A 16,871-nucleotide genomic window follows, 5' to 3' on the forward strand; every position below is an offset into this window, starting at 1 on the left:
TGATTGGGAATCGTAATGCCACGGCAGGTTTGTAGGTTGCATTAAGATTCCCGCCTGCGCGGGAATGACAATAGATTGTTAAAGAATATTTAAACTAAAATAACATGACGAAAATAAAACTCACTCCTTCAGAATTTAAAAATTTAAAAGGGATTGAATATTTTAAGTTCGAAGAAGATTTTATTGAAGAAAATGTGCGTTGCATCCCCATGATCGTGCGTTTTAAAATGGATAACGCAGGAATAAAATTAAAATTGGCCGAATGGAGTAAATTTCTTCCATCCGAAAGAATCCTACTGGCACTACTTCCAGTTTCAACCAAGAAACAAACAGATAAATATCATCAGTTTCTGATTGGACTGATTACCAAATACACAGGCAACCAGGCTACAACCTTGGCTATAGAACCCTTACCCGACTGGGGAAATCTGCATCAAATCCCTGCAATGCTTAAAGAAAAACTGGCTGAACTGCAGTTCCACCTTTCTATAAACCAATGGATAAAACTCACTAATATTCAAAGATTTGCGCTTTTAAAATTATGCAGGCCAGGGCATGAAAACAAAAATTTCCCAAAAGCAATGGCAGAATTTGGTCTTCTAAACAGTTAAGCTATGTATCAAACCATTGTCATTAACTTTCCGGGTGGAATCATATCACCGGGCAATCTGTACAACATCCTGGTTGCGGCAACTAAAGCGAGGATTCAGTATGTTCGTTTCGGCCTTCGCCAGCAGCTATTGCTTGATACAACGAGCTACAATATTGACATCTTTACGGGTGAAATGGATAAACTTGGAATTGACTATGGAGTAGACAGCAATAATTTCCCGAACATCATCAGCTCATACCCGGCCGAAGAGATTTTTATCCGAAAAACCTGGCTTACCGAAGGTGTGTATAAAGATATTTTGGATGATATTGATTTTAAGCCTTCAATAAAAGTGAACATCTGCGATAGTGATCAGAGTTTTACGCCCATGTTAACGGGAAATATTAACTGGATTGCCTCTTCACAATCAGAACATTATTGGCATTTGATCATCCGCTTTCCTAAAACCAATGTAACCTACGAGTGGAATCAACTCTGCTACACTAACCATATCGCACAGGTAACTAGAGCATTAGAAACCATTATTACAAACAACCCAAGGTGCTTTGTTGATAATGTTTTAGCTAATGGCGAAGATCTTTTTGCACGATTAGATCCGGAAAGGTTCATTCTTAAACCAGCAGAAAATACCGTATCGCTATCTTCATTTAACCTGCCCTACTATGAAGGTTTAAACCGATACAACAATAAATATTGGCTGGGTATTTACAGGCGCGATGAACTCTTCAACATTGCGTTTTTAAAAAAACTCTGTCAGCTTTGTTTAGAAACCAAACTTGGTCAGTTGTGCTGTACCTCCTGGAAAACCATTATTATAAAAGGAATTGATGAAAAAGACAAAAACCTTTGGAACAGTTTGCTCGAAGAATTTGAGATCAATATGCGGCATGCGGCCAACGAACTTAACTTTCAGGTAGAAGACAATTGTAACGAAGGCTTAGCATTAAAAAATTTCCTTGTTAAACATTTAAGCATTGATGATACCCGTACATTCGGGATTTGCTTTGGCATTAAAACGCGTAAAAAAAGTGAGGTTTTCAGTAGTATCCTGATCCAAAAACGTCATCTTATTAATTTACTGGGTATAAAACTATTTCCTGTTTATGATATTTTGTGTGCGAAAGATTTTAGCCCTAACGAGCGTACTGGTGAAATTTTTAGTAGAAGTAATCCTAGTTTTTTATTACCAGAACAAGTAAGGCGTTCGATATTTAAGTTTTACAAATACCGTTTAAATGCCATTAAAACAGGTAAACAAAAACAAAATTTCCAAATAGAAGAAACTGCAATAAAAGATGGCATTTTTTTATATCAATGTAATAACTGTTTAACTGTATACAACGAGCAGATCGGGGAAATTGAAAATGACATTACTCCGGGTACAGCATTTAAAGATTTACCAGATGATTATTGCTGTACGCTTTGCGATGGGGAGAAAGATAATTTCACTAAAATTGATCAATCAGTATTACAGCTTTTGTAAATCTGAAGCAATAATTTATTTTTTTCTAAACGCTCATCAACTCGATCGTCATGCTGAACTTGTTTCAGCATCTTTCTTGAAAATAGACCCGGAAATGAATTACCTGCGGTGAGTTCGCTTAAGGCTCGGTTTACTTTGTAGCTTTCCGCTGCGCTACAGGTCAGGGTGACGATAGCCGTTTTATTTCCTCTTTTGAATTAAAATTACCGAAATAACGATAATCATGGTCCTCAACAGCGATTTCGCTGACCCGTAAATTGCCTAATACATATTTCATACTATGCTTAACCAGCGCATTATGTTGAAGCATAAAGATAATTTTTTTTAACCCTTCTGATTTATAAATCCCACATAAGGGCTCTTGTTGCCCGTCTTTGGTAAAAATATAGACATCGAAAGCATCATCAGCTTTGGCGGAATGGATAAGTTTTTCCAATAACCTGGGTTCCATCAACAAGATGTCGCAAGCCAATAAAAACAAATCTTCTTCAGGATTTGATAAATGAGCAGAAAGTACGCCCAATAAAGGGCCTCTGACATCAAGGGAAGGATCATCCACTATCAATCGCTCATTGCCGAAATAACCTGCATAAGTGGATTGCTGCAATGGGTTAACTGAAAACTTTACGGGGAGGTTTAGCGATATCAGTTTATCAGCTACCACTTGAGCCCAAAGCTTATTCTGATGATTGAGTAAACCTTTATCGGTGCCCATGCGTAAACTTTGTCCACCACATAAAACTATTCCCAACATATAATATCAATAATTTAAAAACTTGGTATTAATTAAGCCTGGCGAAACAAATGTCTTGAAAAGACACTTCGACTACGCTCAGTGTGACAACATCGAATTTTAAAAAATTAAAAAGTATAAACCTTAATTATTTACTACTCAAATCAATTAGTCCTGCCTCGTTTAAAATGCCGATCTGTTTTCCATTAACTACAACTAATTTTTCAGCGAGTAGCTCATTCATTGTTCTAAAAACGGTTTCGTAAGTTGCACCGGTAAAGGCAGCCAGATCCTGACGGCTTAAAGCCAGATTTAAAAAACCTTCTTCATCTAAGCCAAATTGATCTCTTAACCCTAAAATAGCTACTGCAAGTCTTCCTTTTACCGACATTAAAGCCAAATTACGCATTTTCTTTTCCGAAGCATGCAGTTCATCGGCATAAAACATCAGTAAACCATAAGCAAATTCCTGGTTTACTTTTATGGTAGTTTTAAAAAAATCGATATCAACAAAACAAAGTTTAGTGGTTTCTAATGCAGTTGCGGAAATCGGGTAAGTAGAAATGCTACTGCTGATTCCCCGATGTCCAATTATGGCACCATCATTTGCGAAACGCAAAATCAGTTCTTTATCCCCCCATTGCTTATGTACTTTCACGTTACCTGATGTTACAAAATAAACACCGCTAACAGGATCGCCTTCTTTGATAATCACCTCCCCTTTTTTTGCGATAAAATTCCGTTTATGACCTTCAATAGCAGGATGCCACTCTTTTAACGTGAGTTGGCACATAAAACAGGTTTTAAGATCGCAGCTATTGTTTTTCTTCATATTTATCAGGGATGTTGGGTAAAAATAACAAATGATTGCACAATTTTATGCTATGTCACACAAATTCCGCGGTTCTTCACTATTGTTGAAAATTTTATAAGAATAAAACTCGCTGAAATAGAACACTTAGCGTTTTTTATATACACGCTTTCAACAAAGAAGTTTAAAGATATGCCTTCAAATCATAATTTTGTGTTATGGCAAATATTAACGTTAGGAAATCAATCCAGAATAAGATCGAATCATTAGGTAAGGAAATCGAAACCTTACAGGCAGAATTAAAAAGATGGGAAAAAATTGCAGCCGATTATGAAACCAATTCTGAAAGCATTGATTTGATTTTATCGATACAATTACCTGAAAAACCAGAGCCAAAAGCGAAAAGGGTAAAATTGTAAAAATTTAAACAAGAGAGAGCCTGTATCATAAATTGTATTCAATCGAATTTGTCACGTTGAGCCTGTCGAAACGCCTTTTAATGCATTTGAAACAGGTTCTTCAACAAACTCATGATGAAAATTCTATATTTATGATACAGATTCTTTCTTTTATCATCACCCCACTTTTAATGAAATAGCGCGCTAAGAAGTAAACCGAGCTCGCTGAAAGTAATTCATTTCAGGGCTTTTAGCAGAATATCAACTTCTCCCTGTTAACTTATTTAGTTTTTTGAGCAACTGATTGTTATCCAAACTCACAAGTATTCAAAAAGCTTAAAACCCTTTTGCGCTAAAACATGTTATCCATATACAACAAAACAATGTATATGAAAAAGTTAATGTATGTAATGGCCATTTCTGCCCTAGCCTTTCAGGCTTGTAATGGTGGAAATAAAGATGCCAAAGAAAATGCCGATAGTTTAAACAGGACAAAAGACACCACTTCGAACGTTGCAGCCACTGGCGGAATTGCAGTTGAAGAAGCTGATGCCAAATTTACTACACAGGCGGCTGTTGGCGGTATGGCTGAAGTAGAATTGGGAAAAATGGCCCTCGAAAAAAGCAGTAATCCGCAGGTTAAAGAATTTGCAACCATGATGGTTAAAGACCATGGTATGGCAAATACCGAATTAACGGCAATAGCAAAACAAAAAAACATTACGCTTCCCAGTACAGTAGATGATGAGCACAAGAAAAAAATGGACGACCTAAGCAAAAAAACAGGTGCAGATTTTGATAAAGCTTATGTAAATGCCATGGTTGACGGACATAAATCTACCTTAAAATTAATGGAAGATGAATCAAGAGATGGAAAAGACGCAGATCTTAAATCTTTCGCAACTAAAACTGCACCAATTGTTCAAAGCCATTTAGGGATGATCAATAAAATAAACGATAGCATGAAATAACATGTTTGTTAATGTTATCATTGAGAGAGGTGCAAGAACATATGAACCATCTCTCAATGATTTTTTTTAAAATCCATCAATTCGCCTTTAATTTGCCATTTTTAGCCCTTCGAAATACAATTAAAGGATTTGAGGCGGTCATTCAGCAAGTTCATTATGACAATTTACACCTATAATACACCTCTTTTATATTAAGTTGAACGATAATATTTCAGCTGTTTACGGTTCTTTAAAGTTCTGGTGGGGTATGCCAATCAATAAATGTTTTTCTGCTCAGCATTTTAAGATAGGGATAATTCCCATTCAGTTGTTTTCGCTGCTTTAGTTCATATAAAAAATGGCCGCCTAAATCAACAATAATCTTAGCAGTGGCAGCATACCATACGCTATGGGGCTGTTTCCAGCAAAAAGAATATAAATTGGAGGTAAGTTTAACTCCTTTCAGTTCAGGATGATAGAAGTTAAGTATTTTTGGATTGGGTATTCCCTGAATCACCTCCGCTTTCCTGACCATTGAAAGGTGATCAGAATGACAGAACTCATATTCATCTAACTTCGGATCATCTACATCAGGCAGATGTTTCAATATCTTAAAACCCTTAAATTTTTTACCATTTAATACCCATATCAGATTTGGGTAAAAGGCCTCCCTGCTATTTAGTTCTGCAAGTGTAATTGGAGAATTTTGAAATTCGATGGTATAACCAGATGGGGTAAATATATCTGCCCGGTGAAGATCGGAATGGGTAGCATCATAAAAGGCAACTTCTCTAAACGATGGTGGAAAAGCCAACTTCCAATCGCGATGCCACACAGTTTCTTTTCGGTAATATTCCTTTTTTACTGATGAAATACCAGTAAGCATTTCCTCGCCAGGAACATCTCTTCTTAGTTCACCATTATCCATTCTCTGTTCGCACAATAAAAAAACAATCTATTAGGGAAGCACAAAATTAAACTAATTTTTTTAGTACAACAAGGGCTTAGTTTAGACATTTAAATTCGGAACTTTATTAAACCACAGCATACACAAAGTAAGGCACCGGATATACTAAGCTGGTCGGCCATTTCTTTTAATTCTGTCTTCGGACCTCCGATACCGGACTTCTGACTTTTATACTCCAAACTATTCACTAACTTTGCAACATGACCATCCAAGAAATACAGCAGTTAGAAGATTTTTTTGCCCAGGCCGGTAAGCAGCAGGTTCCAATTTATCTAAATGAGGCAACAGTAATTACTGATTATGATCATTTTTTGGAAAGCCATCTGATGCCGCTAAAACTTAACCCTGATGCAAAAGTTAACCTACCGATTACCCACAGGCTTAAAATGCTGAAATTATTAATTGAATCAAATGCGTAAAACATCAGTAGTTACCTTAACTTTAGCGTAGCAACATGGGAAACGGCTAAAGACCCTACTGAAGATTTCTCCTTTGCGGACAAAATAAACAAAAGGTATGGGTCCTTCCCCCCTTTAATTCTTCCTGATTATTTATATTGCTTAATAAATAATGATGAACCTATTGTTGATATATGTCACAAATCATTATAAATCAGCATTTCACCTGGCCGTACGTCACCATACCACTAGGCTTTAGCATATTAAGACGTAAATAACTTAACGCACTTTAGTTTTTAAAATAAATATTTCCAACTATATTGGGCATAATTCGTTATTGATATGCATTTGCACCTTTATTATGACTAAAAATATATTCATTGCTTCAGCCGAGCCTTATACCGGTAAATCAGTAATTGCTTTCGGAATGATTAATATGTTGCTGGCAAAAACTCAGAAAGTGGGATATTTTAAACCCATTATTGCACAAGACGATCAGAATAAAAAGGACGAGCATGTAGAAGCCATGTTGGATTATTTTTCGCTACCTGTTAACTATGAGGATGCTTTTGCTTTTACCAGACAGGAAATGCTTCATCAATCGGAAGACAGTGGAGGGATTATTAATACTATCATCAGTAAATATAAAAAACTCGAAGACAACTACGATTTTACTGTAATTGAGGGAAGCGATTTTTTAGGTGAAGGTACAGCATTTGAGTTCGAATCGAATGCTTTGATGGCCAAAAACTTAGGTGCCCCTGTTTTAATAGTCGTATCGGGAAAAAACAAAACGGCAAGTCAGCTTTTTAAATCAGCCATTAATATCTACCGTAATTTTTTGTTGCGCGATGTACAGGTATTAGGTGTGGTGGCGAATATGGTAAATCCAGAAGAGGCAGACCGTATTAAGCAAGCTTTAAGTAATCAATTACCAGCTGAATTATTGATCGCCGTAATTCCGACTGAAACAGGCCTACAAAGCCCAACCATGAAAGAAATTACTTTGGCACTTGGTGGCGAGGTACTTTTTGGCACAGAACTGCTGGACAATCAGGTTGATAATTTTGTAACCGGTGCCATGATGTTACCCAATTTTTTAAGGCACATTAAAGATAACCTGCTTATTGTTACCCCAGGCGATCGTGGTGATATTATTATTGGCGCACTTCAGGCCAATTTATCAGCCAATTATCCAAAGATTGCAGGCATTGTTTTAACTGCAGGCAGTTTACCCGATGAGCCCATTATTAAATTGATTGAAGGTTTACAGACCATTATCCCTATTATAGCGGTACCAAAAGGAACTTTCGAAACCACTACTACTATTGGCGGGATCCACTCAAAAATCACCATTGAAAACAAGAAAAAAATTGCTTTGGCCATAGAGCTTTTCGAAAAATATGTAGATATAAAAGCGCTTGATGATAAAATCATCACCTTTAGCTATCAGGGCATTACACCACATATGTTTCAATATCAACTGGTTAAATGGGCCAAACGCGATAAAAAACACATTGTTTTACCAGAAGGTAATGATGAGCGTATTTTAAAGGCGGTAGAAAAACTCATTACACAAGATATTGTAGACATTACGCTTTTAGGCGATCCTACTGAAATTACCAATAGTATTAAAAGGCTTGGATTAAATTTAGATATCAACAGTTTAAAAATCCATAATCCTGCCCATTCAGCCCATTATGGCGATTATGTGAATACCTTACACGAATTGCGTAAAAACAAAAATGTGAACATGGAAATGGCCAGAGATATGATGACCGATGTTTCTTATTTTGGAACCATGATGGTTTACAAAGGTGATGCTGATGGGATGGTTTCGGGTGCCGTTCATACTACTCAGCATACCATCAGACCTGCTTTACAATTTGTTAAAACAAAGCCAGGCGTATCAGTAGTTTCTTCCATTTTCTTTATGTGCCTGCCAGAACGGGTGGCCATATTTGGCGATTGTGCGGTTAACCCCAATCCTACTGCCCAGCAATTGGCAGAAATAGCCATTTCCTCGGCAGAAAGCAGTGCAAAATTCGGTATTGAGCCACGTATAGCCATGTTATCTTATTCTTCCGGTACATCAGGCGAAGGTGAAGATGTAGAACGTGTAAGAGAAGCCACGGCCATAGTTAAAGCAAGGCATCCGGAATTAAAAATTGAAGGACCAATACAATATGATGCTGCTGTAGACCCGCTGGTGGGTAAACAAAAACTCCCGGGATCTGAAGTAGCGGGCAGGGCAAGTGTATTGATCTTCCCTGATTTAAATACCGGTAATAATACTTATAAAGCAGTACAACGGGAAACCGGTGCATTGGCCATTGGACCAATGTTACAGGGATTAAACAAACCCATAAACGATTTGAGTCGCGGTTGTACCGTAGATGATATTTTTAATACCGTTGTTATTACAGCAATCCAATGTCAAGACATTTAAATATGAACATTTTAGTCATCAATTCCGGAAGTAGTTCCTTAAAATATCAGCTTTTTAAAATGCCAGAAAAAGCACCTGTATGCAGTGGGTTGGTAGAACGCATCGGCATTGAGGGGTCTTTTATAAAACATACGGTTTATCGCAATGACGAAAAGTTTAGTATTGAAGAATCTGGTTTTATAGCAAACCATGGCGAAGCATTAAAACAGGTTTTGGACTTATTAACCAACGGAGATCATGCAGTAATTGCAAGTCCAGATGATATTGCGGCTGTTGGTCACCGCGTAGTACATGGTGGTGAACATTTTTCAGGGCCGACAATTATTACAGACGATGTAAAACATCAGATCAAAAAGCTGTTTTCGCTTGCGCCGTTACATAATCCTGTCAATTATAATTGCATTGAAGTAGCCGAACAGACTTTTATTAATGCCAAACAAATTGCAGTATTCGACACGGCTTTTCATCAAACTATACCTGAACAGGCTTATCGTTATGCCATTCCAGAATCGTATTATAAAGAAAATGGCATTAGGGTGTATGGATTTCATGGTACCAGCCATAAATATGTAAGTGAACAAGCGGTGAATTGGTTAGACCAAAAAGACAGCAAAATCATCAGCATCCACTTAGGCAACGGTTGCAGCATAACGGCTATCAAAAATGGTCTATCAATAGATACCAGCATGGGCTTTGGACCTTTAAGCGGACTAATGATGGGCACACGTTCCGGAGATATCGATCCATCGGTTATTTTTCATTTAATGGAACATTCCGGATATACTTTAGCACAATTGAGTACTTTGGTTAACAAACAATCTGGCCTTTTGGGTGTGGGCGGCTCGAGTGATATGCGCGATATTAGAAAAATGATAAACGAAGGCGATGCAGCGGCTACCCTGGCTATTAAATTATATGCTTACCGGATCAAGAAATTTATCGGTGCTTATGCAGCAGTTTTAAATGGCATTGATGCCATTATATTTACCGCAGGTGTGGGTGAAAATGACAGCAACATGCGCGAAGCAGTGTGCTCAGAACTTGAATATTTGGGTGTTGAATTGGATCCGGTACTGAACACAGCTTATAAGGGTGAATTAAAAGAAATTAACACAGCAGCTGCAAAAGTTAAAATATTGGTTATTCCAACTAATGAAGAATACGAAATTGCACATCAGTGTTTTGGGCTTATAGGCTAACCGCAAGACTTCCGAAGTTTGCGCTATGGCCCTCGCTTTGACAACTCCGGAGTCTAGTTAAGCCTAGGTGGTTTCCAAAATAGACAAGATATTACCTGCCGGATCTCTAAACCAGGCCATATTCGGCCCACCGTTTCCACGCGAAATACCTTTTTGATCGGTTTTGATGGATTCCTGGTTGTAAATTTCAAACTTCACGCCTTTGGCTATCAATGCATCGGCAGCCTGATCTATATCTTCAACCGGAAAGTTAAGCACAGTAAAAGTTGCGGGAACATGGTTAGGTTTTGGGTAAAGGAGTATATTTGATGATCCTGAAACCACCACTTCAATCACTCCCATTGGGTTATCTTTAACTTCGAGGCCCAATATCTCCTTGTAAAATTCTTTTGCTTTCTGTACATCATCTACAGAAAATGAACTGAATGCTTTTGAGTTTTGTAACATAACTTAGTGTTTTTAATTCTTTTTAGGAAGAACAGATAATTAATTTGGCTGATTGGCCTGGCAATAATTACTATTTTGGCGGCAAAATACCGGCCTCAAGATTAATGTTAACTAGATTTCCATGCACCTAACAAACGCCTGATGACAATAATTTCGGCAATATGATAAGCATTGTGATCTGCAATCTGTAAAGCCTCAGTCAAAATACGTTGTCCATCGCCATGTGGTATTGTATTGTATATATTTGATGATTCCAATAGTGCTATAAACGCTTGCAAATCGTCGTCGATTTGCTTTAATGTGTTATGCCAGGTTTCTTCGTCATTTGGAGCCACTTCTTTTGGCCAATATTCATCGGGCCATTTTGGCGATTGATGGTCTCCCTTTTTGCTAAATTCCAGCATATCCCATTGGGCGATTTTAATATGCGCTACCAATTGCCAGATGCTATAGGGTAAGTTATAAGGCTTTTCGCCCAGGAGATTGAATGGTAAATTGGCAACTGCATCTTTAAACCCTACATGTGCTCCGCCCCCGTTTAAAAGCTTTTTTAATTCAATAACCAATATTTCGGTTTGACTTTCCATAATGCATGTATATTTATAAAACAACAATCCTGATTCTCATAGGTTTGTATAAAAATCAATTTTGGTAGGCAGCATTTATTTTTAATGTACAATTCTTTTAAATTTGGGCATGAACCTATCTTTCCCTATCCTCAAAGAATATACTTACCTCAACACGGCTAATTCGGGCATTTTATCGACTAATCTAGCTGAATGGCGGACCCAACATGATGAAGCATTTATGGCTGGTGGAAGCCTTTTCAAAATGGAAAGTATGCCCCTTATTACTGAACTTAGAAATAACATCGCAAAACATTTTGGATCAAAGCCTGAAAACACTTATCTCGTTCAGAATTTTTCGATAGGCTTCAATATTTTATTGAATGGATTAGATAGAAATCATCGTTTTTTACTGTTAGAAGAAGAATATCCCTCGGTGAGTTACCCCATAATGAGTATGGGTTTTGATTATGATAGCGTGCCGATTGATAAAAAGCTAGAAGAAAACATCATTAACGCCATTGAAGAATTTAAACCTACCATACTTGCATTTAGCATGGTACAGTACATTAGTGGTTTCAGAATGGATGATGATTTTATCCAGAAGCTAAAAACAACCTATCCTAACCTGTTATTGGTTGGTGATGGCACCCAGTTTTTGGGCACCGCTACCTTTAATTTTGAAAAATCGGGCTTAGATGCATTAATTGGCAGTGGATATAAATGGCTTTTAGCCGGATATGGAAATGGTTATGTAATGCTATCCGATCAGATGAAAGATGCGATTTATGCAAAAAACAAATTGGCCAATTTACCTACGGCGCCATTCTTAAAAGAGAAGGATCATTTATCAATGTGTTTCGAACCTGGACACCTGGATACTTTAAACTTTGGCACCTTAAACGAAAGTTTAAAGTATCTGAGTGCAATGGGTTTTGATGAAATTGAAAAAACTACGCAAACGCTCAGTAATCAGGCCAGGTTAGCATTAAATGCGAGAGGATTAGTCCCAGATTGGATGCTTGACAGAAAATATCAATCTACAATTATGAGTATGCCATTGGATCAAAAAACAGTAGATAAACTGGCTGCTGCTAAAATTCTCGCCTCACCCAGGGGTGCCGGCACCAGGATTTCATTTCATTTTTATAATACGGAAGAAGATTTAATTCAGCTGCTCGAAGTGTTAGACGGGAAGAATTAATCTACCCGCCAAATGGCATCCACAAAATATCGGTTTTTGTCAAAAAAGCGCTGAACTGGTGTAAAACCTGCTTTTGCTGCCAATTGATCAATATCTCCCAAAGAATATTTTTGGGAGATTTCCATAAAAATATACTCATTCTCTGCAAAATGAATAACTTGGTGCCTAATATTTACAATCTGTTTTTTTAAACTGATGAGATAACTTTTACACGCACCTGTTGCCGGATCATAACTGGCATAATGTTCAAATTGATCAACATTAAAATCACCATTAAGCTCATTATTAATACGTTGAAGCAAATTGAGATTAAAAGACCTGGTAATTCCACCCTTATCGTTGTAGGCGGCCAGAATCTGTTGCGGGTTTTTCTTAAGGTCGAAACCGATAATGAGCAGATCGTTTGGAGAGAGTAATTTCTTCAGCGAAAAACAGAAACTTTCTGCATCAGCAACTGTCATGTTACCAATGTTTGCACCCATAAATAGCACTACTTTTCTACGGTCAGACAATTCAGTGGCCTTTTTCAGCATGTCGAAATAATCACCATTTAGGCCTGTAATATCCAATGCAGGAAGTTTTTTAGGCAGATTTTCTTCCAGATCGGCAATAACATGTTCAGAAATATCAATTGGAAAATAGCTAAACTCCATTTCAGCATCCAACAAAGATTTTAATAAATGGATAGACTTGGTGGCATCACCCGCACCCAATTCGATCAGATCAAAGGCTGTTCCATCTGCAGATATGGCTTCTGAAAGCTGTGCAGACTGATTTTGGAGAATTTCCATTTCGGCATTGGTTAAATAATATTCTTCCATGTCCATAATCTGCTGAAATATACGGTCTCCGGTAGCATCATAAAAGTACTTGGAAAGCATAAATTTCGGCTCAGATTTTAGCCCTATTAGAGTTTCCTGAAGAAACTGCATTTTGTTGTCGGTTGGTATTTCAATGGTAGTGATGCTCATAATAATTTTATTTTACCAGGCGTATGCCTGTATATTGCCATCTTAAATGCGGATGAAAGAAATTTCGATAAGTAATTCGTGAATGATTTTGCGGTGTAGCGATGGAAGCCCCTCTAAGTACTTTTTGATTGACCATAAACTTGCCATTGTACTCGCCGATGGCTCCTGCTGCTTTACTAAAACCAGGATAAGGCAGATAAGCACTTTCTGTCCACTCCCACCTTTCGCCCCAACTAAAGTTTTTTGCAGCCACTTCCCACTCAAATTCGGTAGGCAAACGCATGCCTTTCCAACTTGCATAGGCATAAGCTTCATAATAACTCACATGGCTTACCGGTGCATTTGGATCTATTGGTAAAAGTCCCCCAAAAGTGTAGTTAAACCATTCTCCATCAACTAAATGCCAGTACATGGGTGATGTAATGTGGTTGCTTTTTACCCAATCCCAGCCTTCAGCGTGCCAATAGTTAAAATTTTCATATCCACCTGCATGGATAAATTCCAAAAATTCGGCATTACTTACCAATGTTTTACTAATGGAGAAATCGTGCAGATAAACCTGATGCCTGTTCAGTTCATTGTCGAAGCTAAAACCCGTTCCTTCGTAACCAATTTCGTAAACACCTTCGGAAATATTAATAAAGCCGGGTTCTGGGTTGTTTATGGCTAAAACTTCTTTTCTATCTTTCGAATAGACGGGAAAAAGCGGATTGTTACCCAAAATGTATTTAATATCAGTAAGTAACAGTTCCTGGTGTTGCTGCTCGTGATTAAAGCCTAAAACCAATAATTCCTTAACTTCATCCTTTAAAGGTGTGTTTAAAAAATTTGTCATGGCTTCATCTATATAAGCCCGGTATTGGTAAATCTCATTCACGCTTGGTCGGCTTAAATTGCCCCGATCAGTACGGATTACCCGATTGCCAACGGTTTCGTAATAACTATTGAATACGAAATTATAATCATGGTTATATACCTGATAGTTAACGGAAAATGGCTTAAGTATAAAGGTTTCGAAGAACCAGGTGGTATGGCCTAAATGCCATTTGGGCGGACTTACATCTACAACAGGCTGTACCACATAATCTTCAGTTTGTAAAGGTTCACAAACCTGTTCGGAATATTTCCTAATCTGCAAGTATTCTTCTACGAGTGTCATTAATTTTTGTCCAGATATTTTTTAAGGTCTGTGATGCTATTAACATTCAGTTCTTTTGATTGTTTTTGTCGCATCATTAAAGCATATGAATTGTTAAAACCAATAGGTTTTAGCCATTTGATTTTGAATTTTCTTTGAAATTCGGCACTTACATAGTCGTAAGTTTTTTCTTTATCGTGTGCCATTTCCTTTGCGATTGTTGGATTTGGCTGCAACAACACCAAGAGGCCTGTTCCGGTATATTCGGGATAAAAGTCGATCTGATCGTTCATTAGCGCATCAAAACAAATTTTGGTTCCGCCCAACCCGGTTTTGGTCGATACAGCATAATCTGTATTGCCTTTAATCAGCATGCTGTATATTTCAGCAAGAATATATTGTTCACCAAAAATCTTTGAACCAATCCGAACGGTACCTTTTTGTCCGTTTTTAGCTGCTTTATACAAGCCCGTGCTGATCAGAAAATCCTTAGCTACCCGTTCCGGTTGCTGATGGAGGTAGTCTGTCCTGTAGTTCAGATCCGTCATGATCGAATCTGTAATTTTACCGGAGAGCAGGTTCAAAGTTTTTTCCAATTCGGGAAATTGCTTTAAAGCTTCATCCCGAACTATCGGTGCAGCGTAATAAGGTGGAAAAATATTCTTGTCATCCTTTAAAATTTTAAGGTCGAAAGCTTTTAAACGTCCGTCTGTAGAGTAACCGCTGATGACATCCAGTTCTTTTGCATAAGCAGCTTTATACATCACCGCATCGCTGATCACAATGGTATGGATCTTTAAGCCATAAGTGGATTTCAATCCCAGGTCTCCATCCTGCCTGCCCATAAATTCAGGTGTAAATCCAGCTGTTAAGGTAGAGCCATAAGCTGAAGGTAAGGCATAAAACCCACCTAAAACCAAAATCACGACAGGAAAAATGTATAAGGCTTTCCTCAACTTTTTGACATCCATTTTTTGAACAAGCGAAAGTAAAGCATCAAGTAGAATCGCCAGTAAGGCTGCTGGAATGGCACCAGCCAAAATCATGTTCGTATTATTAAGCGAAATACCGCCAAAAATAAATTCACCCAAGCCACCTGCAGCAATAAATGAGGCCAGCGTAGCCACTCCAACATTAATTACAGTAGCGGTACGGATGCCAGCCAAAATAACGGGCATGGCAAGAGGCAATTCTACTTTTAGTAAAATCTGGCCTTTACTCATTCCCATCGCCCTTGCCGCTTCTTTAACATGCTGATCAATGCCAATAATGCCCGTATAAGTATTTCGAATAATCGGCAGCAAGGCATAAATGAGCAGTGCTACAATTGCAGGTTTTGCACCAATCCCTAAAACCGGAATCATAAATCCCAATAAGGCAATGCTTGGTATGGTTTGCAACACCCCTGCAATGCCCAAAACTGTTCCTGAAAGTTTTCTCTTTCTCGCAATCAATATACCTAAGGGTAAACCGATGGCGATAGCGAGGATTAAAGAAATAAAGGTTAAACCTACATGCTGTAAAGTCTGACTGAGCAGTTTATCAGACTGCCCTGACATAAATTGCCATAAGGTTTGCTGTTGCTCATTCATGCAGCTGTGCGTTTTGGTATTGGTTAAATCCTTTGGTTAACTGCTCGAAATTGATGGATTTGATGGTTTTGTTAGCTCCTGAAATGAAAAGCTCAAAGCGATCCTTGTTTCGCAATAATTCCATGGCTTCCCATATACTTAACTCAGCAGTTTCACTTTCTCCATGATGAATGATTTCTTCAGGTAAATAACTCCAAATATCCTGTATATTAATTACTTTAAACGCTAATGCCAGCCTTTGTCCCGCGAGAAAATTCCTTGCAAAATCGTTTATTGGCTGATATAATAATTCTTTAGGTGTACCAATCTGAACCACCTCTCCTTTATCCATTAAACAAATCCGGTCTGCCAGCTCAAAAGCTTCCAAAACATCATGTGTTACCATCACAATGGTTTTCCTTTTCAACTCCTCTAAAGCTTTAAATTCCTTTTGAATGCTGGTGCGGGTAACATTATCTAAGGCTCCAAATGGCTCATCCATTAATAATACGGACGGATCGGTAATCAACGCACGGGCCAGACCTACACGTTGCTGCTGTCCGCCACTTAATTCATGCGGATACATGCTCAAGGTATTTTCCGTCAGGTGTAGCTTTTCAATCAGTTCGTGTGTACGGTTTATAATTTTTGCCTTATCCCATTTCAACAGCTTTGGAACGAGTGCAATATTCTCGGCAATGGTATAATGTGGAAAAAGGCCAATATTCTGCATCACGTAACCTATTCCCTTGCGCAAAACATTGGGATCTTCATCGGTGATATTTTTATCATTGATAAAAATCTGTCCTGCATCGGGTTCAATTAAACGGTTGATCATTTTCAAGGTGGTAGTTTTTCCACAGCCACTGGTACCCAACAATACCAATGTTTCCTCCCTCGCAACCCTAAAAAAGACTTGCTTTACCGCTTGGGTATCTCCAAATTTCTTGCTTATCTCTTTTAATTCGATCAT

The 16,871-nt window shown here is 38.0% G+C and carries 17 protein-coding genes; 8 read left to right on the forward strand and 9 right to left on the reverse strand.

Annotated elements, in window-relative coordinates; all coding sequences use genetic code 11:
* Window positions 1-104 precede the first annotated feature (104 nt).
* Both OQX63_RS01510 and OQX63_RS01515 read left to right on the forward strand, forming a co-directional pair.
* Window positions 105-611, forward strand: a complete 507-nt coding sequence (locus OQX63_RS01510) for a nitrate reductase associated protein (RefSeq protein WP_265849127.1) — start codon at window positions 105-107, stop codon at window positions 609-611.
* Between the two features lie 3 nt (window positions 612-614).
* Window positions 615-2,096, forward strand: coding sequence for a rubredoxin (locus OQX63_RS01515; RefSeq protein ID WP_265849128.1), 1,482 nt, complete (start codon window positions 615-617; stop codon window positions 2,094-2,096).
* 160 nt (window positions 2,097-2,256) lie between these two features.
* Here OQX63_RS01515 and mobA read toward each other — a convergent pair whose 3' ends face one another.
* Both mobA and OQX63_RS01525 read right to left on the reverse strand, forming a co-directional pair.
* Entirely contained in the window at window positions 2,257-2,850 is a 594-nt protein-coding gene (gene mobA / locus OQX63_RS01520; protein ID WP_265849129.1) for a molybdenum cofactor guanylyltransferase, read from the reverse strand.
* 127 nt (window positions 2,851-2,977) lie between these two features.
* Window positions 2,978-3,622 carry a Crp/Fnr family transcriptional regulator gene (locus OQX63_RS01525; protein ID WP_265849130.1) on the reverse strand — a complete coding sequence of 215 codons (645 nt, stop codon included), beginning with the start codon at window positions 3,620-3,622 and terminating at the stop codon, window positions 2,978-2,980.
* Between the two features lie 236 nt (window positions 3,623-3,858).
* Here OQX63_RS01525 and OQX63_RS01530 point away from each other — a divergent pair, with 236 nt between their 5' ends.
* Both OQX63_RS01530 and OQX63_RS01535 read left to right on the forward strand, forming a co-directional pair.
* Window positions 3,859-4,059 carry a hypothetical protein gene (locus tag OQX63_RS01530; protein WP_265849131.1) on the forward strand — a complete coding sequence of 67 codons (201 nt, stop codon included), beginning with the start codon at window positions 3,859-3,861 and terminating at the stop codon, window positions 4,057-4,059.
* 368 nt (window positions 4,060-4,427) lie between these two features.
* A complete protein-coding gene (locus tag OQX63_RS01535) occupies window positions 4,428-5,009 on the forward strand; it encodes a DUF4142 domain-containing protein (protein ID WP_265849132.1) in 582 nt (193 codons plus the stop codon).
* 229 nt (window positions 5,010-5,238) lie between these two features.
* Here the strand turns inward: OQX63_RS01535 and OQX63_RS01540 are convergent, their stop codons facing one another.
* On the reverse strand, window positions 5,239-5,916 hold the full coding sequence (locus OQX63_RS01540) for a competence protein (protein WP_265849133.1): 678 nt from the start codon (window positions 5,914-5,916) through the stop codon (window positions 5,239-5,241).
* 239 nt (window positions 5,917-6,155) lie between these two features.
* Here OQX63_RS01540 and OQX63_RS01545 point away from each other — a divergent pair, with 239 nt between their 5' ends.
* The 3 genes from OQX63_RS01545 to OQX63_RS01555 all read left to right on the forward strand — a co-directional run bounded on the left by OQX63_RS01545 (window position 6,156) and on the right by OQX63_RS01555 (window position 10,001).
* Window positions 6,156-6,374, forward strand: a complete 219-nt coding sequence (locus OQX63_RS01545; protein WP_265849134.1) for a DUF6965 family protein — start codon at window positions 6,156-6,158, stop codon at window positions 6,372-6,374.
* A 340-nt stretch (window positions 6,375-6,714) separates the two neighbouring features.
* Complete coding sequence (pta, locus tag OQX63_RS01550) at window positions 6,715-8,802, forward strand: phosphate acetyltransferase (RefSeq protein ID WP_265849135.1); 2,088 nt, start codon at window positions 6,715-6,717, stop codon at window positions 8,800-8,802.
* 2 nt (window positions 8,803-8,804) lie between these two features.
* Entirely contained in the window at window positions 8,805-10,001 is a 1,197-nt protein-coding gene (locus OQX63_RS01555; protein WP_265849136.1) for an acetate/propionate family kinase, read from the forward strand.
* A 63-nt stretch (window positions 10,002-10,064) separates the two neighbouring features.
* Here OQX63_RS01555 and OQX63_RS01560 read toward each other — a convergent pair whose 3' ends face one another.
* Window positions 10,065-10,448: a VOC family protein gene (locus OQX63_RS01560; protein ID WP_265849137.1), complete on the reverse strand. Its 384-nt coding sequence runs from the start codon at window positions 10,446-10,448 to the stop codon at window positions 10,065-10,067.
* Window positions 10,449-10,555: 107 nt separating this feature from the next.
* Window positions 10,556-11,035 carry a DinB family protein gene (locus OQX63_RS01565; RefSeq protein WP_265849138.1) on the reverse strand — a complete coding sequence of 160 codons (480 nt, stop codon included), beginning with the start codon at window positions 11,033-11,035 and terminating at the stop codon, window positions 10,556-10,558.
* Between the two features lie 109 nt (window positions 11,036-11,144).
* Between OQX63_RS01565 and OQX63_RS01570 the strand changes: the two genes are divergently transcribed.
* On the forward strand, window positions 11,145-12,218 hold the full coding sequence (locus OQX63_RS01570; RefSeq protein ID WP_265849139.1) for an aminotransferase class V-fold PLP-dependent enzyme: 1,074 nt from the start codon (window positions 11,145-11,147) through the stop codon (window positions 12,216-12,218).
* On the opposite strand, the gene OQX63_RS01575 is transcribed toward OQX63_RS01570, so the two are convergent.
* From OQX63_RS01575 to OQX63_RS01590, 4 genes are read right to left on the reverse strand one after another with little or no spacing between them, the layout of a single operon-like run.
* Window positions 12,215-13,189 carry an L-histidine N(alpha)-methyltransferase gene (locus tag OQX63_RS01575; protein WP_265849140.1) on the reverse strand — a complete coding sequence of 325 codons (975 nt, stop codon included), beginning with the start codon at window positions 13,187-13,189 and terminating at the stop codon, window positions 12,215-12,217. The genes OQX63_RS01570 and OQX63_RS01575 overlap by 4 nt on opposite strands.
* A gap of 7 nt (window positions 13,190-13,196) precedes the next feature.
* The gene (egtB, locus tag OQX63_RS01580) at window positions 13,197-14,348 is read right to left on the reverse strand and encodes an ergothioneine biosynthesis protein EgtB (RefSeq protein WP_265849141.1); all 1,152 of its coding nucleotides are present in this window, start codon (window positions 14,346-14,348) and stop codon (window positions 13,197-13,199) included.
* Window positions 14,348-15,919 carry an ABC transporter permease/substrate-binding protein gene (locus OQX63_RS01585; RefSeq protein ID WP_265849142.1) on the reverse strand — a complete coding sequence of 524 codons (1,572 nt, stop codon included), beginning with the start codon at window positions 15,917-15,919 and terminating at the stop codon, window positions 14,348-14,350. Before OQX63_RS01585 ends, egtB begins: the two co-directional genes overlap by 1 nt.
* Window positions 15,912-16,871 (reverse strand): ABC transporter ATP-binding protein, encoded by a 960-nt coding sequence (locus OQX63_RS01590; RefSeq protein WP_265849143.1) that lies wholly within the window; start codon window positions 16,869-16,871, stop codon window positions 15,912-15,914. Before OQX63_RS01590 ends, OQX63_RS01585 begins: the two co-directional genes overlap by 8 nt.

Origin of the sequence: Pedobacter sp. PF22-3, from assembly GCF_026239555.1 — a bacterium.
Classification (GTDB): Bacteria; Bacteroidota; Bacteroidia; order Sphingobacteriales; family Sphingobacteriaceae; genus Pedobacter.

Coding starts and splice junctions, on each gene's coding strand:
- OQX63_RS01510 (WP_265849127.1), top strand. CDS start 105: ATGACGAAAATAAAACTCACTCCTTCAGAATTTAAAAATTTAAAAGGG.
- OQX63_RS01515 (WP_265849128.1), top strand. CDS start 615: ATGTATCAAACCATTGTCATTAACTTTCCGGGTGGAATCATATCACCG.
- mobA (WP_265849129.1), bottom strand. CDS start 2,850: ATGTTGGGAATAGTTTTATGTGGTGGACAAAGTTTACGCATGGGCACC.
- OQX63_RS01525 (WP_265849130.1), bottom strand. CDS start 3,622: ATGTGCCAACTCACGTTAAAAGAGTGGCATCCTGCTATTGAAGGTCAT.
- OQX63_RS01530 (WP_265849131.1), top strand. CDS start 3,859: ATGGCAAATATTAACGTTAGGAAATCAATCCAGAATAAGATCGAATCA.
- OQX63_RS01535 (WP_265849132.1), top strand. CDS start 4,428: ATGAAAAAGTTAATGTATGTAATGGCCATTTCTGCCCTAGCCTTTCAG.
- OQX63_RS01540 (WP_265849133.1), bottom strand. CDS start 5,916: ATGGATAATGGTGAACTAAGAAGAGATGTTCCTGGCGAGGAAATGCTT.
- OQX63_RS01545 (WP_265849134.1), top strand. CDS start 6,156: ATGACCATCCAAGAAATACAGCAGTTAGAAGATTTTTTTGCCCAGGCC.
- pta (WP_265849135.1), top strand. CDS start 6,715: ATGACTAAAAATATATTCATTGCTTCAGCCGAGCCTTATACCGGTAAA.
- OQX63_RS01555 (WP_265849136.1), top strand. CDS start 8,805: ATGAACATTTTAGTCATCAATTCCGGAAGTAGTTCCTTAAAATATCAG.
- OQX63_RS01560 (WP_265849137.1), bottom strand. CDS start 10,448: ATGTTACAAAACTCAAAAGCATTCAGTTCATTTTCTGTAGATGATGTA.
- OQX63_RS01565 (WP_265849138.1), bottom strand. CDS start 11,035: ATGGAAAGTCAAACCGAAATATTGGTTATTGAATTAAAAAAGCTTTTA.
- OQX63_RS01570 (WP_265849139.1), top strand. CDS start 11,145: ATGAACCTATCTTTCCCTATCCTCAAAGAATATACTTACCTCAACACG.
- OQX63_RS01575 (WP_265849140.1), bottom strand. CDS start 13,189: ATGAGCATCACTACCATTGAAATACCAACCGACAACAAAATGCAGTTT.
- egtB (WP_265849141.1), bottom strand. CDS start 14,348: ATGACACTCGTAGAAGAATACTTGCAGATTAGGAAATATTCCGAACAG.
- OQX63_RS01585 (WP_265849142.1), bottom strand. CDS start 15,919: ATGAATGAGCAACAGCAAACCTTATGGCAATTTATGTCAGGGCAGTCT.
- OQX63_RS01590 (WP_265849143.1), bottom strand. CDS start 16,871: ATGATCGAATTAAAAGAGATAAGCAAGAAATTTGGAGATACCCAAGCG.